General features: G+C 65.4%; 17 protein-coding genes. 8 read left to right on the top strand and 9 right to left on the bottom strand.

The window, feature by feature from the left end; genetic code table 11:
* Positions 1-6 precede the first annotated feature (6 nt).
* Genes rluB through DDZ17_RS19675 form a run of 5 tightly spaced genes read right to left on the bottom strand, consistent with a single transcriptional unit; the run spans position 7 to position 4,217 of the window.
* Positions 7-921 carry a 23S rRNA pseudouridine(2605) synthase RluB gene (rluB, locus tag DDZ17_RS19695; RefSeq protein WP_241505970.1) on the bottom strand — a complete coding sequence of 305 codons (915 nt, stop codon included), beginning with the start codon at positions 919-921 and terminating at the stop codon, positions 7-9.
* Positions 914-1,807: an SMC-Scp complex subunit ScpB gene (gene scpB / locus DDZ17_RS19690; protein ID WP_116368696.1), complete on the bottom strand. Its 894-nt coding sequence runs from the start codon at positions 1,805-1,807 to the stop codon at positions 914-916. Before scpB ends, rluB begins: the two co-directional genes overlap by 8 nt.
* Positions 1,808-1,821: 14 nt before the next feature.
* Entirely contained in the window at positions 1,822-2,697 is an 876-nt protein-coding gene (locus DDZ17_RS19685; RefSeq protein ID WP_116368695.1) for a segregation and condensation protein A, read from the bottom strand.
* A 57-nt stretch (positions 2,698-2,754) separates the two neighbouring features.
* Positions 2,755-3,378 carry an L-threonylcarbamoyladenylate synthase gene (locus tag DDZ17_RS19680; RefSeq protein WP_116368694.1) on the bottom strand — a complete coding sequence of 208 codons (624 nt, stop codon included), beginning with the start codon at positions 3,376-3,378 and terminating at the stop codon, positions 2,755-2,757.
* Positions 3,375-4,217, bottom strand: a complete 843-nt coding sequence (locus DDZ17_RS19675) for a PHP domain-containing protein (RefSeq protein ID WP_116368693.1) — start codon at positions 4,215-4,217, stop codon at positions 3,375-3,377. Before DDZ17_RS19675 ends, DDZ17_RS19680 begins: the two co-directional genes overlap by 4 nt.
* 126 nt (positions 4,218-4,343) lie before the next feature.
* On the opposite strand from DDZ17_RS19675, the gene DDZ17_RS19670 reads away from it, so the two are divergent.
* The 6 genes from DDZ17_RS19670 (at position 4,344) to DDZ17_RS19645 (ending at position 7,967) form a co-directional block, all read left to right on the top strand.
* Complete coding sequence (locus DDZ17_RS19670) at positions 4,344-4,934, top strand: inner membrane-spanning protein YciB (protein ID WP_116368692.1); 591 nt, start codon at positions 4,344-4,346, stop codon at positions 4,932-4,934.
* A gap of 10 nt (positions 4,935-4,944) precedes the next feature.
* Entirely contained in the window at positions 4,945-5,244 is a 300-nt protein-coding gene (locus DDZ17_RS19665; RefSeq protein ID WP_116368691.1) for a YciI family protein, read from the top strand.
* Positions 5,245-5,317: 73 nt separating this feature from the next.
* Positions 5,318-5,992: a TIGR04211 family SH3 domain-containing protein gene (locus DDZ17_RS19660; protein ID WP_241505969.1), complete on the top strand. Its 675-nt coding sequence runs from the start codon at positions 5,318-5,320 to the stop codon at positions 5,990-5,992.
* Between the two features lie 32 nt (positions 5,993-6,024).
* Positions 6,025-6,597 (top strand): peptidylprolyl isomerase, encoded by a 573-nt coding sequence (locus DDZ17_RS19655; RefSeq protein ID WP_116368690.1) that lies wholly within the window; start codon positions 6,025-6,027, stop codon positions 6,595-6,597.
* Positions 6,594-7,361 (top strand): pyridoxine 5'-phosphate synthase, encoded by a 768-nt coding sequence (locus tag DDZ17_RS19650; RefSeq protein ID WP_116368689.1) that lies wholly within the window; start codon positions 6,594-6,596, stop codon positions 7,359-7,361. The genes DDZ17_RS19655 and DDZ17_RS19650 overlap by 4 nt, the downstream gene beginning before the upstream one ends.
* Before the next feature lie 39 nt (positions 7,362-7,400).
* Entirely contained in the window at positions 7,401-7,967 is a 567-nt protein-coding gene (locus DDZ17_RS19645; protein WP_116368688.1) for a nuclear transport factor 2 family protein, read from the top strand.
* Between the two features lie 65 nt (positions 7,968-8,032).
* Here the strand turns inward: DDZ17_RS19645 and DDZ17_RS19640 are convergent, their stop codons facing one another.
* Positions 8,033-8,719, bottom strand: coding sequence for a class I SAM-dependent methyltransferase (locus DDZ17_RS19640; protein WP_116368687.1), 687 nt, complete (start codon positions 8,717-8,719; stop codon positions 8,033-8,035).
* A 160-nt stretch (positions 8,720-8,879) separates the two neighbouring features.
* On the opposite strand from DDZ17_RS19640, the gene DDZ17_RS19635 reads away from it, so the two are divergent.
* Entirely contained in the window at positions 8,880-9,545 is a 666-nt protein-coding gene (locus DDZ17_RS19635) for a pseudouridine synthase (RefSeq protein WP_116368686.1), read from the top strand.
* Between the two features lie 12 nt (positions 9,546-9,557).
* Here the strand turns inward: DDZ17_RS19635 and DDZ17_RS19630 are convergent, their stop codons facing one another.
* Positions 9,558-10,376 carry a sulfurtransferase gene (locus tag DDZ17_RS19630; protein ID WP_116368685.1) on the bottom strand — a complete coding sequence of 273 codons (819 nt, stop codon included), beginning with the start codon at positions 10,374-10,376 and terminating at the stop codon, positions 9,558-9,560.
* Positions 10,377-10,432: 56 nt separating this feature from the next.
* On the opposite strand from DDZ17_RS19630, the gene DDZ17_RS19625 reads away from it, so the two are divergent.
* Entirely contained in the window at positions 10,433-10,936 is a 504-nt protein-coding gene (locus DDZ17_RS19625) for a DUF2244 domain-containing protein (RefSeq protein ID WP_116368684.1), read from the top strand.
* Positions 10,937-11,105: 169 nt separating this feature from the next.
* On the opposite strand, the gene DDZ17_RS19620 is transcribed toward DDZ17_RS19625, so the two are convergent.
* Positions 11,106-11,375 carry a hypothetical protein gene (locus DDZ17_RS19620; RefSeq protein ID WP_157976745.1) on the bottom strand — a complete coding sequence of 90 codons (270 nt, stop codon included), beginning with the start codon at positions 11,373-11,375 and terminating at the stop codon, positions 11,106-11,108.
* A gap of 202 nt (positions 11,376-11,577) precedes the next feature.
* Positions 11,578-13,968: an FAD-binding protein gene (locus DDZ17_RS19615; RefSeq protein WP_116368682.1), complete on the bottom strand. Its 2,391-nt coding sequence runs from the start codon at positions 13,966-13,968 to the stop codon at positions 11,578-11,580.
* Between the last annotated feature and the right edge of the window lie 162 nt (positions 13,969-14,130).

The raw sequence follows: 14,130 nt of genomic DNA, 5'->3' as shown, positions 1-14,130 counted from the left end.
GCGCCGCTATTGTCGCTTGCGCGGCGCCCCGCTACCGGCGGCGGGACGGCTCCCCTTGCGGGCGCTGCCCCGGCCGTCGCGCTTGCCGAACTGGCGTTCCATTTTTTCCCGCTCACGGACGCTGCCTTTGCGCACTTTTTTCAGCGGCAGGCTGGCCATCCGGTACAGGCTTTTCACTTCTTTGGTTTCCAGCTCCGTCCACTGGCCCTGCTTGACCCGCGACGGAATGAAGACCTCACCGTAGCGCACGCGCTTCAGGCGGGACACGGTGAGCCCCTGGGACTCCCACAAACGCCGCACCTCGCGGTTGCGTCCTTCCATGATCACCACGTAGTACCAGTGGTTGATGCCATCGCCGCCGCCGTCCTGGATGTCGGTGAAACGGGCCAGGCCGTCTTCCAGCATAACGCCCTTGAGCAGGGCCTCCAGGTGCTCTTCGCGCACATCGCCCATCACCCGCACCATGTATTCGCGCTCGATGTTGGACGAGGGGTGCATCAGGGCATTGGCCAGTTCGCCGTCGGTGGTGAACAGCAGCAGGCCAGAGGTGTTGTAGTCCAGCCGACCGATGGAAATCCAGCGCCCCGCCTTGAGCTTGGGCAGGCGATCGAACACCGTGCGCCGGCGCTGGGGGTCGCGCCGGGAACACACCTCGCCGGTGGGCTTGTGATAGAGGATGCAGCGGGTTTCCTCGGCGGGGGTGCGATCCAGCGGGCGGCCGTCGATGGCCAGGCGCGCGCTGTCGTCCACCCGGTCGCCCAGTTGCGCCGGTTTGCCGTTGACGGTGATGCGCCCTTCCTCGATCCAGCGCTCCATTTCGCGCCGCGACCCGAGGCCGGTGCGGGCCAGCACTTTTTGCAGTTTTTCACCGGCGCGGGCAGGATCCTGCCCGGCGTCTGTGGGTGGGGAATTCTCAGTCACGTATGTCCCCATCAGTCTCCGAGGGCAATTCAGAACCGGCATCGGTGGCCGGGGTGGTTGGGCGATGCAAGGGCTCGTCCGGTGCCGGGTCGGCGCTGGCGTCGGCGCCTGGCGACGCGCTTGTCTCAGCGTTTGTCTCTTCGTCTGCCTCGCTGACCGTCTCGCCGTCTACCTCGGCTGAGGCGGGCGCTGACTCTGACTCTGGCTCTTGCGCACCCTCAAAGGCGGTGCCGCCGACAATCGCCAGGCCAGGCTGCACAGGCGCACCTTCATCGTGAACCGCTGCGGCATCGGCGCCCCCTTCGTTGGCGGCATCGGCCGCCACCGGCTCGGCAAAACCGAGCTCGGCATTCAGGGTTTCCAGGTCGCGTATTTCCGCCAGCGCCGGCAGCTGGTCCAGGTTCTTCAGGTTGAAGTAGTCCAGGAACTGGCGAGTGGTGGCGTACATGGCCGGGCGACCGGGCACGTCTCTGTGGCCCACCACGCGAATCCACTCGCGCTCGTGAAGGGTCTTGATGATGTTGGAGCTGACCGCCACACCGCGAATCTCCTCGATTTCGCCACGGGTGATGGGCTGGCGATAGGCGATCAGGGCCAGGGTCTCCAGCAGGGCCCGGGAATACTTCTGGGGCCGCTCCTGCCACAGCCGGGCCACCCAGGGGCTGAGTTCCTGGCGCACCTGGAAGCGGAAGCCGCTGGCCACTTCCTGCAATTCAAAACCGCGCTCTTCGCAGCGCTCGGCAACACTCGCCAGGGCCTCGCGGATGGCGGCGTTGTCGGGCCGCTCGTGCTCTTCGAACAGCTCGCCGATCTGGGCCACCGACAGGGCGCGGCCCGCCGCCAGCAGGGCACCCTCGATAATCTGTACCAGGTTGATTTCCGACATATCCTGTTTGGGCCCTACTCGGACCGCGCTTTCACATGAATGGGCCCGAAGGGTTCGCTCTGCACGATCTCCACCAGGGACTCCTTGATCAGTTCCATCACCGCGAGAAAGGTCACCACCACCCCCAGTCGCCCTTCGCGGTGGGAAAACAGCGCGACAAAGGGCACAAACTGGGCTCCGGCCAGGCGCTCCAGTACTTCCGACATGCGCTCGCGGGTGGACAGGGCCTCGCGCTGGATGTGGTGGCTCTCGAACATATCTGCACGCCGCAGCACCTCGCCCAGGGCCAGCAGCAACTCGCGCATGTCGACCTCCGGGTCGGGCCGGCTGCGGTTGAGGTCCGGCGGGTTGGCGCTGCCCACCCAGGTGTCGCGCTCCAGCCGGGGCATTTCCTCGATGTCCTCGGCGGCCTTCTTGAAGCGCTCGTACTCCTGCAGGCGGCGGATCAGCTGGGCGCGCGGGTCTTCCTCGTCCTCGTCGATGTCGGTGGAGCGCGGCAGCAGCATGCGCGACTTGATCTCCGCCAGCATGGCCGCCATCAGCAGGTACTCCGCCGCCAGTTCGAACTTCATGGCGTCCATCAGCTCCACGTACTGCATGTACTGGGCGGTAATTTCTGAGACGTCGATCTCAAGGATGTCGAGATTCTGGCGCCGGATCAGGTACAGCAGCAAGTCCAGCGGCCCCTCGAAGGCCTCCAGGAAGACCTCCAGCGCCTGGGGCGGAATGTACAGGTCCTTGGGCAGTTCGGTGACGGCCTTGCCCATCACCACGGCAAAGGGCATTTCCCCCTGCTGCGGGCGCAGCGGGCCGCTGCCAGGCGCCGCGTCCGGGGCATCGCCGGGGGCCGGCTGGGGCTCAATCTCGTTCACGTCATCACCTGCCATCATTCGCTGCGAGTATACCTGAGGCGGCGCGGCTTGGCCCCCATTGGCGGCGGCTCACGCTCAGATTTCAAACGGCGCCGGATCGCCCTTGCCGCTGCGCAGCACCCGGGGGGTCTCGTCGGCCAGATCCACCACCGTGGTGGGCTCCATGCCGCAGTAACCGCCGTCGATCACCAGGTCCACATGGTGCTCGAGGGTTTCGCGGATGTCGTAGGGGTCGATCAGCGGGTAATCGTCACCGGGCATGATCAGGGTCACGCTCATCAGCGGCTGGTCAAGGTCGGCAAGAATGGCCTGGGCAATGGCGTTGTCGGGCACACGCAGCCCCACCGTCTTGCGCTTGGCGTGCATCAGGCGCCGGGGCACTTCCGAGGTCGCCCGCAGAATAAAGGTATACGGTCCCGGGGTGGCGTGCTTGAGCAGGCGGTAGACGGTGTTGTCGACCCGGGCGTAGGTGGCAATTTCCGACAGGTCCCGGCACACCAGGGTGAAGTTGTGGCCGTCGTCCAGCTTGCGGATGCGGCGGATGCGATCCAGCGCCTGCTTGTCGCCGATGTGGCAGCCCAGGGCGTAGGCCGAGTCGGTGGGGTACACCACCACGCCGCCGCCGCGAATAATGTCCACCGCCTGGCGCACCAGCCGCGCCTGGGGGGATTCGGGATGAATCTGGAAAAACTGGCTCACGTGTTGGCCTCCGCCAGGAAGTGCTGCCCCAGGCAGTCGAGCCCTTCCGGGGCGCGAAACTCCACCCCGAGGTCCGGGCCGAAGGCGCTGTCGCGGTGAAAATCCGAGCCCGCCGACACGGCCAGGTCGCACTCCAGGGCCAGGCGCCGCAGGGTGGCGGTCTGATCCGGGTTCTGGCGGCCGTTGACCAGTTCCAGCGCAGTGCCCCCGGCGCGTTTGAAGTCCAGCACCAGGCGCTGCAGCTTGGTGCGGGTCAGTTTGTATTTGAGGGGGTGGGCAATCACCGCCGTGCCGCCAGCGGCAACAATCCACTGCACGACCTCGGCCAGCTCCGGCCAGAAGGCTTTGACATCGCCGGTTTTGCCCTGGCCCAGGTAGCGGTCGAAGGCATCGTTAAAGCCCTCTGCATGGCCTTCGGCAACCATCCAGGCGGCAAAGTGCGGGCGCCCCAGCTGGCTGTCGCCGGCCTCGGCCTCGGCCCCGGCCAAGGCGCCGGCAAAGCCGAGTTTTTCCAGGCGCTGGGCAATTTTGGCGGCCCGCTCCTGGCGCGCCTGGGCGAGCCGGCTGAGCCCCGCGCGCATGGCGGTATGATCCACATCCATGCCAAGGCCCACAATGTGCACGGTGACGCCCGACCAGCGGCAGGAGAACTCCACCCCCGATACCAGTGTCATAGCCTGGGCTGCGGCGCTGTCGCGCACAGCCAGGTAGCCGCCCACCGTATCGTGGTCGGTAATGGCAAAACAGCGGATGCCGCGCTCGCGGGCACGCTCCAGCAGTGCCGCTGGCGGCAATTCGCCGTCAGAGGCCGTGGAATGGGTGTGGAAGTCGATCAGCACAAACCTTAAACTCTCGCTTCATCAATCCGGGCGCTCAATCAACCCGGGCACAAGCCATGGGCCACCGGGGGCGCCGCACTCCCGGTTACCGCGCATGGTAGCACGCCCGCCAGCCAGTATTCCCTTATGAGACAACTCCTCGAATTTGTTCCTATTGCCCTGTTTTTCATCGTCTACCAGATGGACGGCGACACCCTCGCCCTCGGCAACTGGAGCCATACCGTTGACGGTATTTTCAGCGCCACCGCGGTGCTGATGATTGCGACTGCCCTGCAGGTTGTGCTGACCTGGGTGCTGACCCGCCAACTGGAGCGCCGCGCACTGTGGCTGCTGCTGGCGGTGTGCGTGTTTGGCGGGGCCACCCTGGTGTTTCGCAACGAGGCCTTTATCCAGTGGAAGCCCACCATTTTCAACTGGGTGCTGGCGGTGGTGTTTGGCGCCTCTCAGTTTGTGGGCGACAAAAACCTGATGGAGCGCACGCTGGGCAGCCAGCTGGTGCTGCCGCGCCGTATCTGGACGCGGCTCAACCTGCTGTGGGTGGCCAATTTCGCGATTGTGGGCGCCCTCAACCTGGTGGTGGCCTACGGCTTCAGCGAGCAGACCTGGGTCAGCTACAAACTCTATTCCGCCATTGGCTTTACCCTGGTTTTGACGGTGCTTACCGCGCTGATCGTGAGCCCCCACCTGAAAGACCAACAAGCCCCAGACAACCCATAGGACGACACCGATGTACTACGCCATTCTGACCGAGGACGTGGAAAACAGCCTGGCCCTGCGCCAGCGGGCGCGCCCGGCCCACCTCGCGCGCCTGCAGACCCTGGCCGATGCCGGCCGCCTGCTGGTGGCCGGTCCGCACCCGGCGCTGGATACCGAAGAGCCCGGCGAAGCCGGCTTTACCGGCAGCCTGGTGATCGCCGAGTTCGACAGCCTGGAAGACGCCACCGCCTGGGCCGACGCCGACCCCTACGTGGATGCCGGCGTGTATCGCCGGGTTGTGGTCAAGCCCTACAAGAAGGTGTTGCCCTGAGCCGCGCCCGGGCGTGGTATTCTTGCCCCCCTTCGCACCCCAAACCCAACCACCAAACGTAAAGGAAGCCCCATTGTTCCGCCTGATTTCCCTTATTGCCCTGCTTGCCCTGGGCAGTGCCAGCGCCCTGGCCCAGGACACCCGCTACATCAGCGACACCCAGTACATTCCCGTGCGCAGCGGCGCCGGCAACGACTACCGCATCGTGCACCGGGGCCTGCCCTCGGGCACCCGCCTGACGGTGCTGGAAACCAGCGCCGATGGCGACTGGGCCCGCATCTCCACCGGTAATGGCACCGAAGGCTGGCTGCGCGCCCAGTACCTGATGGCCGAAGCGCCCGCCGCCACCCAACTGGAGCAGGTGCGCGCCAGTGGCGAACAGCTGCGCCAGCGCAACAGCGAACTGGAAGCCGAACTTGCCAATGTGCAGACCGAGCGCAGCGAGCTGTCCACCGAGATGAGCGACACCGGCGCCGAACTGGCCCAGGTCACCGAGGAGCTGGCCCAGCTCAAGCAGATTTCCGGCAAGGCCGTGCAACTGGATACCGATAACCGCCGCCTCACCGAAGAGGCGGAATCCCTGCGCGCCGAGGTCGGCACCCTGGAAGCCGAAAACCAGCGTCTGCAGGACAAGCTGCAAAGCGGCCAGTTTATCGATGGTGCCCTGGCCGTGCTGCTGGGCGTGATTATCACCCTGGTCGTGCCGCGCCTGTGGCCCAAGCGCCGGCGCAGTTCCAGCTGGGCCTGAGCCCGGCAACCCAACCCTCACGGAGACCCTTCATGCTCAGACGCCTTTTCCTCGCCCTGCCCCTGCTGCTGGCGCCGCTGGCCTTTGCGGCCGACAGCGGCCTGCCCAACCCCCAGGTGGTTATCAAGACCAGCCAGGGCGACATCACCGTGCGCCTGTTCCGCGACAAGGCACCGGTTACGGTGGAGAACTTCCTGCAGTATGTGGACGAGGGGTTTTACAGCGGCACCATTTTTCACCGGGTTATTCCCAACTTCATGATCCAGGGCGGCGGCATGCTGCCTGACATGAGCGAAAAGGAAACCCGCGACCCCATCGTCAATGAGTCCAAGAACAAGCTGCACAACATGCGCGGCACCCTGGCTATGGCCCGCACCGCCGACCCGGATTCCGCCACCGCCCAGTTCTTCATCAATCAGCGCACCAACCTGCGCCTGGACTGGGCCCCGGGGCAACCCGGCTACACCGTGTTTGGCGAGGTGACCGACGGCATGAATGTGGTGGACTACATCTCCACCGCGCCGGTGCAGACCGTCGGCCCCCACGCCGACGTGCCGGTGGAGCCGGTTATCATCAAAGAGATTGTGCGCAAGAGCCTGCTGTGATCGCCCTCTCGGTCAACCTCAACAAGATTGCGCTGATCCGCAACTCGCGCGACACGCACAACCCCGACATCCCCGCGCACGCGCAGATGTGCATCGATGCCGGCGCTGATGGCATCACCGTCCACCCGCGCCCGGACCAGCGCCACATTCGCGCCAGTGACTGCTTCGACCTGGCGGCCATGTTGCAGGTGGAGTTCAACATCGAGGGCAACCCCATGGCCGGCCCGCGCAAGAGCGAGCGTGCCGGCGTGGGTGACTACCCGGGCTTCATGGAACTGGTGCGCGAGATCCGGCCCGCCCAGTGCACCCTGGTGCCCGACGGCGACGCCCAGCTCACCTCCGACCACGGCTTTGACCTCAAGCGCGACGGCAACACCGTGGCGCCGTTGATTGAAGAGCTGAAGGCGCTGGGCGTCCGCACGAGCCTGTTCATGGACCCGGAGCCAGAGCAGATTCGCCTCGCCGCACAGACCGGGGCCGACCGTATAGAACTCTATACCGAGTCCTACGCCCGCGCCTTCGCCAGTGGCCGCGATGTGGATACCATACTCGCTCACTTCGTGCGCGCGGCCGAGGTAGCGGCCGAGGAAGGCCTGGGCCTGAACGCCGGGCACGACCTGGACCTGCACAACCTGCCAGGCTTTGCCCGCGCCGTGCCGGGCCTGCTGGAGGTGTCCATCGGCCACGCCCTCACCGTGGATGCCATCCGCATGGGGCTGGCCGAAACCGTCGCCGGCTACCAGCGCGCACTGGGAAAACACTGACGCGGCCGCGTTACGGGGCCGCCCAACAAGGGAAGCCCCATGACTGATACACCCGCCCCCATCGACCCCCGTCTTCAGGCCCTGCTCGACAAACAGGCCATCACCGAACTGGTGTACGCCTACTGCAACGCCGCCGACCGTCACGACAACGAAAAAATGCGCAGCCTTTACCACGAGGACGCGATCGACGAACACGGCCAGTTCTTTGCAGGCAACGCCATGGCTTTCATCGACACCCTGCCGGCCATCCAGGAGAACATGCTGATTCTCCACCACAACGTCACCACCCTGAACATCGTACTGGACGGCGACCGGGCCGAGGGCGAGGTGTACATCCTCGCCTTTCACCAGGTGCAGGGCGAAAACGGCCCGCTGGACGTACTGATTGGCGGACGCTACTTCGACAAGTACGAAAAACGCAACGGCGTGTGGAAGTACAGCCACCGGGCCGTGGTGGCCGACTGGGTAAAAGTGGACGAGCCCAGCACCGTCAACCTGACCCACCCCATGATCGAAGGCTCGCGTATCGGCAAGCCGAAGCGGAAAGACCCTTCCTACGACTTCTTTGAGATTTTCCAATGGGGGAAGGGGCCGCAGGACTACTGACGGCCTTGCCGCCAAAGACAGAACTACCAGGCCCCGCCATCACGGCGAGCGAAGAACCGTGATCATCAACCAGCGCGCCCCTCATACACGCGCACATCCCGAAACTCACTCGACTCATCCAGGTCCGGCAGGGTGTGGGCTTCGCGCCGGGCAATCTGCCGGTAGCCGGGAAAGTCAAAGTCCTTGACCCGAGAGTCCGCCAGCAGGACACGGTCGGCGCGCTGGATGAAGGTTTGCAGCCAGGGGAAGTTGGCGCGATCGTAAAGCACATCAGCGACGATCAGCAGGTCGATGGCGCCGTCGATCTGGTGGAAATCTGCCGACAGGCTTAACTCAAAACCGTTCAATGCGGCATTGGCCGCAGTGGCACTGAGGGCGTCGGGGTCGATATCGCAGGCAATCACCTCACGCGCCCCGGCCATTGCCGCGGCGATGGCGGCAACGCCGGAGCCGCAGCCAAAGTCCACCACACGCTTGCCGTAGACCCATTGCGGCTGCTCAAACAGCCAGTCCGCCAGCACCAGGCCAGAGGCCCAGCAGAACACCCAGTACAGGGGGTTCTCCATGATGAAACGCACCGCCTCGGCATCCAACTCGCCCTGCGGGTAGTCGGCATTCAGCAGATGCAGTTGCAGTGGCTCACGCACCGGCAGGGTGACCGCTTCCAGGGTGGCGCCGGGCACAACCCGCTGCAGGCGTGCCTGCAGGGTGCTGAGTGTGGCAGTGAGTGCGGGTGATGACGGTGCATTCATAACAGGAGGTTGTGGTTGGCAAGAGACAGCGGCGCGCCGGCCATTATGGTGGGACCGTGGCATCCTGGCCAGCGGTGCGGGCATGGCGCTGGCTGTTGGCATAATACCGGCCTGGCACCGGCTTGGAGAACAAGGGCCTTCGGCGGTAGCATACGCCGCCATGACGCAGGACCTGCCCCCCTACCTGGTTCCCCACAGCCAGGAGCCCATCGACATCCTCTACGAGGATGCGCATTTGCTGCTGGTGCGTAAGCCCCACTACCTGCTGACCATTCCCGGGCGCCACCCGCTGAACAAGGATTGCATGATCACCCGCCTGCAGCAGCGCTACCCAGGCGCCAGCGTGGTGCACCGGCTGGACCTGGACACCTCGGGCATTATGGTGGTGCCCCTGACGCGGGAAGCCCACAGCCATATCAGCCGCCAGTTCCAGCAGCGCCGTGTGGAAAAAACCTACACCGCCATTGTTTGGGGCGAGCCGCAGCAGGACAGCGGCGAGATCGAGCTGCCCATTGTCTGTGACTGGGTGAACCGCCCGCGGCAGAAAATCTGTTTTGAGCGGGGCAAGCAGGCCCTCACCCGCTACCGGGTGCTGCAGCGCCAGGGGGACCGTTCGCGGCTGGAGCTAACACCGGTGACCGGCCGCTCCCACCAGTTGCGCATTCACCTGCGCGAACTGGGCCATCCCATTCTGGGCTGCGATATGTACGCCCACCCGGCGGCCGAGGCCATGGCCGACCGCCTGCTGCTGCACGCCACCACCCTGGCGTTCGAGCACCCGGCTACCGGCCAGTGGCTGGCCGGTGAGTCGCCGTCGCCGTTCTAGCGCGGGCGCCGTTCAGAGATAACTGCACCAGTCCGACCAGCTGCCAGCGTAGAGGGTGGCGTCGTTGCGCCCCAGGCGGGACAGGGTGAACAGGTTGACGCAGGCGGTGACGCCGGAGCCGCAGTAGACCACCAGGTCCTCGGCATCCAACGCATCGCCCCAGTGTTCGCGCAGCCCTGCCTCACCCTTCTGCCCGCCATCAGCCATGGTGTTCAGCCAAGGGCGATTGATTGCCCCGGGAATGTGCCCGGCCACCGGATCGATGGGTTCTTCCCGCCCCTCATAGCGCGCGGCGTCCCGGGAATCCACCAGCAGGGCACCAGCGGCCTGGGCTTCGCGCAGGGCCTCGATATCACAGACCCCCGTCCAGTGGCCGACATCCGGCGCCTCGCAGGGGTCGGGTACGGGTAGCGACGCCTCCGGCTCACCGCCGGCGGCCAGCCAGGCGCTGTAGCCACCATCCAGCAGGCGCGGCGGGCGATAGCCCAGGCTGCGCATCATCCACCACAGGCGGGCAGCAAAAGCCTGGTGGCTGTCGTCATAGGCGATCACTTCGCTGCCCCGGTGAATGCCCAGGGCCGCCAGGGTTGCGGCAAAATCGGCGGGGGCTGGCAGCGGGTGGCGGCCACCGTGGCGCCCCTGCGGCGCGGATAGGTCTCGCTCCAAATCGAGATAGAAAGCGCCCGGCAGGTGGCCGGCCTCGTAGGCGGCGCGTCCGGCGTCGGGGTCGCCCAGGGCAAAGCGGCAGTCGACAATGATCGCGCGGGCCAGCCGCTCGCGGTTGTCGGGGGATACCAGGCGGGCCTGGACGGGGCGTTGCTCATCAGACATCGAAAGCTCTCCTGTGTCGGACTAAACTTAACAGGAAATCCCCCGGGAAGCCTATCGTGGTCACCAGCCGCCGCCACAATCGACAGTTCACCATTGTCGCCCGCCCCAACCGCTCTGCCAGCTGGCGGGCGAACAAGCTGGTATTGCTGGCGCTGTCGATTCCGTCCCTGGGCATTGCCACGGGCTTTGCCCTGCTCGGCGCCTGGCCCATCCTGCCCCTGGCGGGGTTGGAGTTGGGGGCGCTGGGCAGCGCACTGTATTACGTGAACTGGAAGCTGCAGTACCGCCACGTTATCACCCTCACCGATGACGAGGTGCGTATCGACAAGGGCTTTTACCTGCCGCGCCAGAGCTGGCAGTTTTGCCGCAAGCACACCGGCCTGCTGGTACAGCGCCAGCAACACCCCTGGGAGAGCCCCGGTATCAGCCTGCAAAATCGCGGCGAGGCCGTGTGCGTGGGGGAGTTCCTTAATCGTGACGACGGCCTGGCACTGCTGGCCCTGCTGCGCGCGGAGCTACAGGTGCGCAGCGACAGCGCAGCGGTGCAGGCGGCGTTCTGACCGCGCTGCAACGCAGCCGGTTGATGGGTGCGGCGACATAAGCGTCGTGCTTAAAAGGGGATATGAGAGGTTGAGCGGGCTTACAAAAAGGGGTTGGAAAGGGATCAACAACGGGAACACGGCAGGTTGAACAGCGGGAGCCGCCCCCGGGCGGCTCCCGAACAACGCATCAGCCGCCGGCGGGGCCGCCTACCTGCTGGGCTTTACGGCCCACCTGGGAGTGGGCACCCTGGGCGTTGCGGGCACGGGCCTCGCGCTGGGCGGCGGTGGTGCAGACCTTTTCCATCTTGCGGGTACCGGTGACCGGCACGCGTTCGCAAATCACACCGTCTTCGCCGGACGCCGTGGATGCCACTTCGGCGCCGCTCTGGTAGTCGGTGGTGCTGGAGCAGGCCGACAACGCAAACAATGCAGCCAGTACGACTAGAACTCGATACATCATGGTTAACCTCAATTGTTATGAACAAACACCACCGCGCCGTGGGCGGGTGGCTGTAGACGGGATGTCATCACCGTCAGCATAGCACCGCCGGCACAGGCCGTCACACCTGTTGCGGGCTTGTTGGGGCAAGCCCGGCACCCCGCGCACTGACCTGCCAACTGACCAGTGCGGGCACCGGGCTACCCCGGTGCCCTACCCCCTAGAAGTTGCCGGTATCGGGCTTGGCAATAAAGTCGTTCTGGTCCAGTGCCTGCTGCGGTACGCAGTCTTCACTGCCGCCGTAGCACCAGCTCGGGTGAGATACAAAGCTGTTGGACACGTTGGCGTTGTGGTGGCGGTTGTAGAGGTCGTAGCGATAGCTCTGGCCGGCCACCATGTCCACGCAGCCACTGGGGCGGCGGGGGCTGGCGTTGTAGCCCACCTCGGCCACCTGGGCTTTGTTGATCCACACCGACGAACAGCTGTTGCGCCCGGTAATGATGCTGGTGCCAGGGCTGCCGTTGTCGGTGCCAAAGCAGTAGCGCCCGGTGGCCGGGGCCACAAATTCCGCCGAGAACATAACCTCCCAGGAGCGGTTCCAGTTACCGGCGTTGCCGCTCCAGGCGGGGCTCCAGTTGAAGGTATGGGTGGTGTAGTCGTGGTTCTCGGAGGCGTAATCCCAGCCGGCGCGCATGTTCTGCGCCTGCTCGGCCCCGAAGTTGCCCTTCATCTCGTTCCAGTTATCGGCCACGCCGCAGCTGCCATCGGCAAAAAAGCCGTCGCCAAAGCCGAGGTCGTCAATGCGCGCGTACATGCCGGAGAAGCGGTTGGGCGCCTTGTCGGCACAGTCGCTGATGCCATCGCCATCGCTGTCCAGCGCGGCGCAGGGGCCGTAGTAGGCCTGGGCAAAGTCGCCGCCCTCCTGGGGCGCGGCAAAGCCGGCATTGCGGGTAAACTGGTTGCTGAACACACCGTAGGGGTCCAGCTGGGCGATGGCCTGGTTGAAGCTGGCCACTTCCGGCGCGTTGCGCGCCTGCAGTGAGGCCAGCTCAAACACCCATTCATCGTTCTTGCCCCAATGGGGCCAGTAGTCAAAGTTATCCACCAGGTGAATGATGATCTCCCGGTAGGGCGTGTTCACATGGGCTTCCAGGCCAGCGTCGTCCAGGCCGTATCCCCAGTACTCGACAAACTCCAGGTGCACCATCTGCTCGCCATGGGCAATGCCATTGCGGGCGTGGTTGCTGGAAATCAGCAAGCCGGCATCGGCGGTATCAAAGCGCATGATGGTGCCGATCAGCGGCTGGCAGATATCGTCGCGGTTGTAGATGCTGTTGAGATACTGCACCGCCGCCTGAATCTGGCTGAAGGGCAAGGCGCCTTCATATTCCAGCTGGGAGAAGCTGGGCTGGTTGTCCAGGAACTTCTCCGGTTGCAGGGTGATCATGCGGTGCGACGGCCCGGTCAGCACGGTGTGGCGCGATACCACCGGCGACAAGGGTTCCGGCCCCTGGGTCACCACCAGCGGCGGCTGGTCGCGGTACAGCGACAGGCGGGTGCCCTCGATGTTGCACTGCAGGCCCTTGTTGCACATGCCGGCCTGCAGACCGGGCACGGCGAAGGTAGTCTCCAGCCCGGACAGGTTGGGTGTAAACAGCTGGTTCTGGGCGTAGGGGCTGTCCACCGGGTTGCCGGTGCGCGCACCGCACAGCAATTGCACTTCGTCCTGGCCCGGGAACCAGGTCAGGAAGACGTAGTCGCAGCCAGCCACCGCCGAGGCCACACCGCCATCGGCCACGAAGGTGGTTTCATCCACGTAGCGCACTTCCATGGCCACGTTGAACTGGGGCTCCAGTTTCAGCCGCGCCCGGACCACGTAGCCCAGCAGGCCAAGGTTGGTTTTCAGAGCCGCCCAAAGGTTGGGGTCCGACACCCCGGTAGTGCCCTCGCTGTAGGTGGTGAGCTGCCCGTCCGGGCCCACCACGTCCAGGGCCACCACCGCCGAGGAAATAGTGGATGACGATTGCAGCGACGAGCCGTGGGCGCCGGTGGCAATGGCGCCGCCCACACTGATGCCGCCGAAGCCGGTGGCACCAAAACCGTGGCTGTAGCCCTGGGCCGCCAGGTGCTCCTGCAGGTCGTTGATCTCCACCCCCGCCTCCACGTTCACCGTGTGGCCATGGGTTTCGAAGGACTCCACCGGGCCAATGCCGGTGAGATGAGTAGAGCGCACCACCGCCGCGCCGTCGTCACCGCAAATGATGCTGGTGGCCGAGTGGCTGGTGCCGGCGGGCTTGACCTTGAGGCCGGAGCTGACCACCGCGCGAATATCGTCCTGCAGTTCCGCCACCGACAGGGGCTCGTAGATGGGCGCCGGAGCGCAGGTCATGCTCTGGGTGTAGTAGGCCATCAACTGGCTGCCCGGGTCCGCGCAGTCCTCGGGGCAGTTCTGTGCGTTTTCTCCCAGTTCCGCCTCGCAGTCATTGTTGCGACAGGAACTGGCCAGGGTGGACAGGGCCGGGCAGGACTGGGCCTGCACCTCCACATTCACCAGCAGGACACTGAACAACCCGGCCGCCAGGGCCAGGCTTGTCGATGGCGCTCGCTTCATGATTCTCTCCTCGGTGGCCTGAACAGGCCGTCTGCCGGCGGGCCCGTGCCGCGCCGCATGGCTTATTGTTATTGCCGCGGGCACGCACAGCCGCACCCGCCCTCCTACCTTAGCTGGTGGGCCGGTGCCGTCAATCGCACCGTAATGCAGCAAGCTTTTGTT

It is taken from the genome of Parahaliea mediterranea (genome assembly GCF_003402235.1).
GTDB lineage: Bacteria > Pseudomonadota > Gammaproteobacteria > Pseudomonadales > Halieaceae > Parahaliea > Parahaliea mediterranea.
The sequence above is the reverse complement of the archived record's forward strand: the minus strand, read 5'-3'. Positions and strand labels throughout refer to the sequence as shown.

What these genes read in the sequence shown, in the direction of transcription:
- scpB (WP_116368696.1), bottom strand. Translation starts at nt 1,807, where the DNA reads ATGTCGGAAATCAACCTGGTACAGATTATCGAGGGTGCCCTGCTGGCG.
- DDZ17_RS19685 (WP_116368695.1), bottom strand. Translation starts at nt 2,697, where the DNA reads ATGATGGCAGGTGATGACGTGAACGAGATTGAGCCCCAGCCGGCCCCC.
- DDZ17_RS19670 (WP_116368692.1), top strand. Translation starts at nt 4,344, where the DNA reads ATGAGACAACTCCTCGAATTTGTTCCTATTGCCCTGTTTTTCATCGTC.
- DDZ17_RS19665 (WP_116368691.1), top strand. Translation starts at nt 4,945, where the DNA reads ATGTACTACGCCATTCTGACCGAGGACGTGGAAAACAGCCTGGCCCTG.
- DDZ17_RS19655 (WP_116368690.1), top strand. Translation starts at nt 6,025, where the DNA reads ATGCTCAGACGCCTTTTCCTCGCCCTGCCCCTGCTGCTGGCGCCGCTG.
- DDZ17_RS19645 (WP_116368688.1), top strand. Translation starts at nt 7,401, where the DNA reads ATGACTGATACACCCGCCCCCATCGACCCCCGTCTTCAGGCCCTGCTC.
- DDZ17_RS19640 (WP_116368687.1), bottom strand. Translation starts at nt 8,719, where the DNA reads ATGAATGCACCGTCATCACCCGCACTCACTGCCACACTCAGCACCCTG.
- DDZ17_RS19635 (WP_116368686.1), top strand. Translation starts at nt 8,880, where the DNA reads ATGACGCAGGACCTGCCCCCCTACCTGGTTCCCCACAGCCAGGAGCCC.
- DDZ17_RS19630 (WP_116368685.1), bottom strand. Translation starts at nt 10,376, where the DNA reads ATGTCTGATGAGCAACGCCCCGTCCAGGCCCGCCTGGTATCCCCCGAC.
- DDZ17_RS19620 (WP_157976745.1), bottom strand. Translation starts at nt 11,375, where the DNA reads ATGTATCGAGTTCTAGTCGTACTGGCTGCATTGTTTGCGTTGTCGGCC.
- DDZ17_RS19615 (WP_116368682.1), bottom strand. Translation starts at nt 13,968, where the DNA reads ATGAAGCGAGCGCCATCGACAAGCCTGGCCCTGGCGGCCGGGTTGTTC.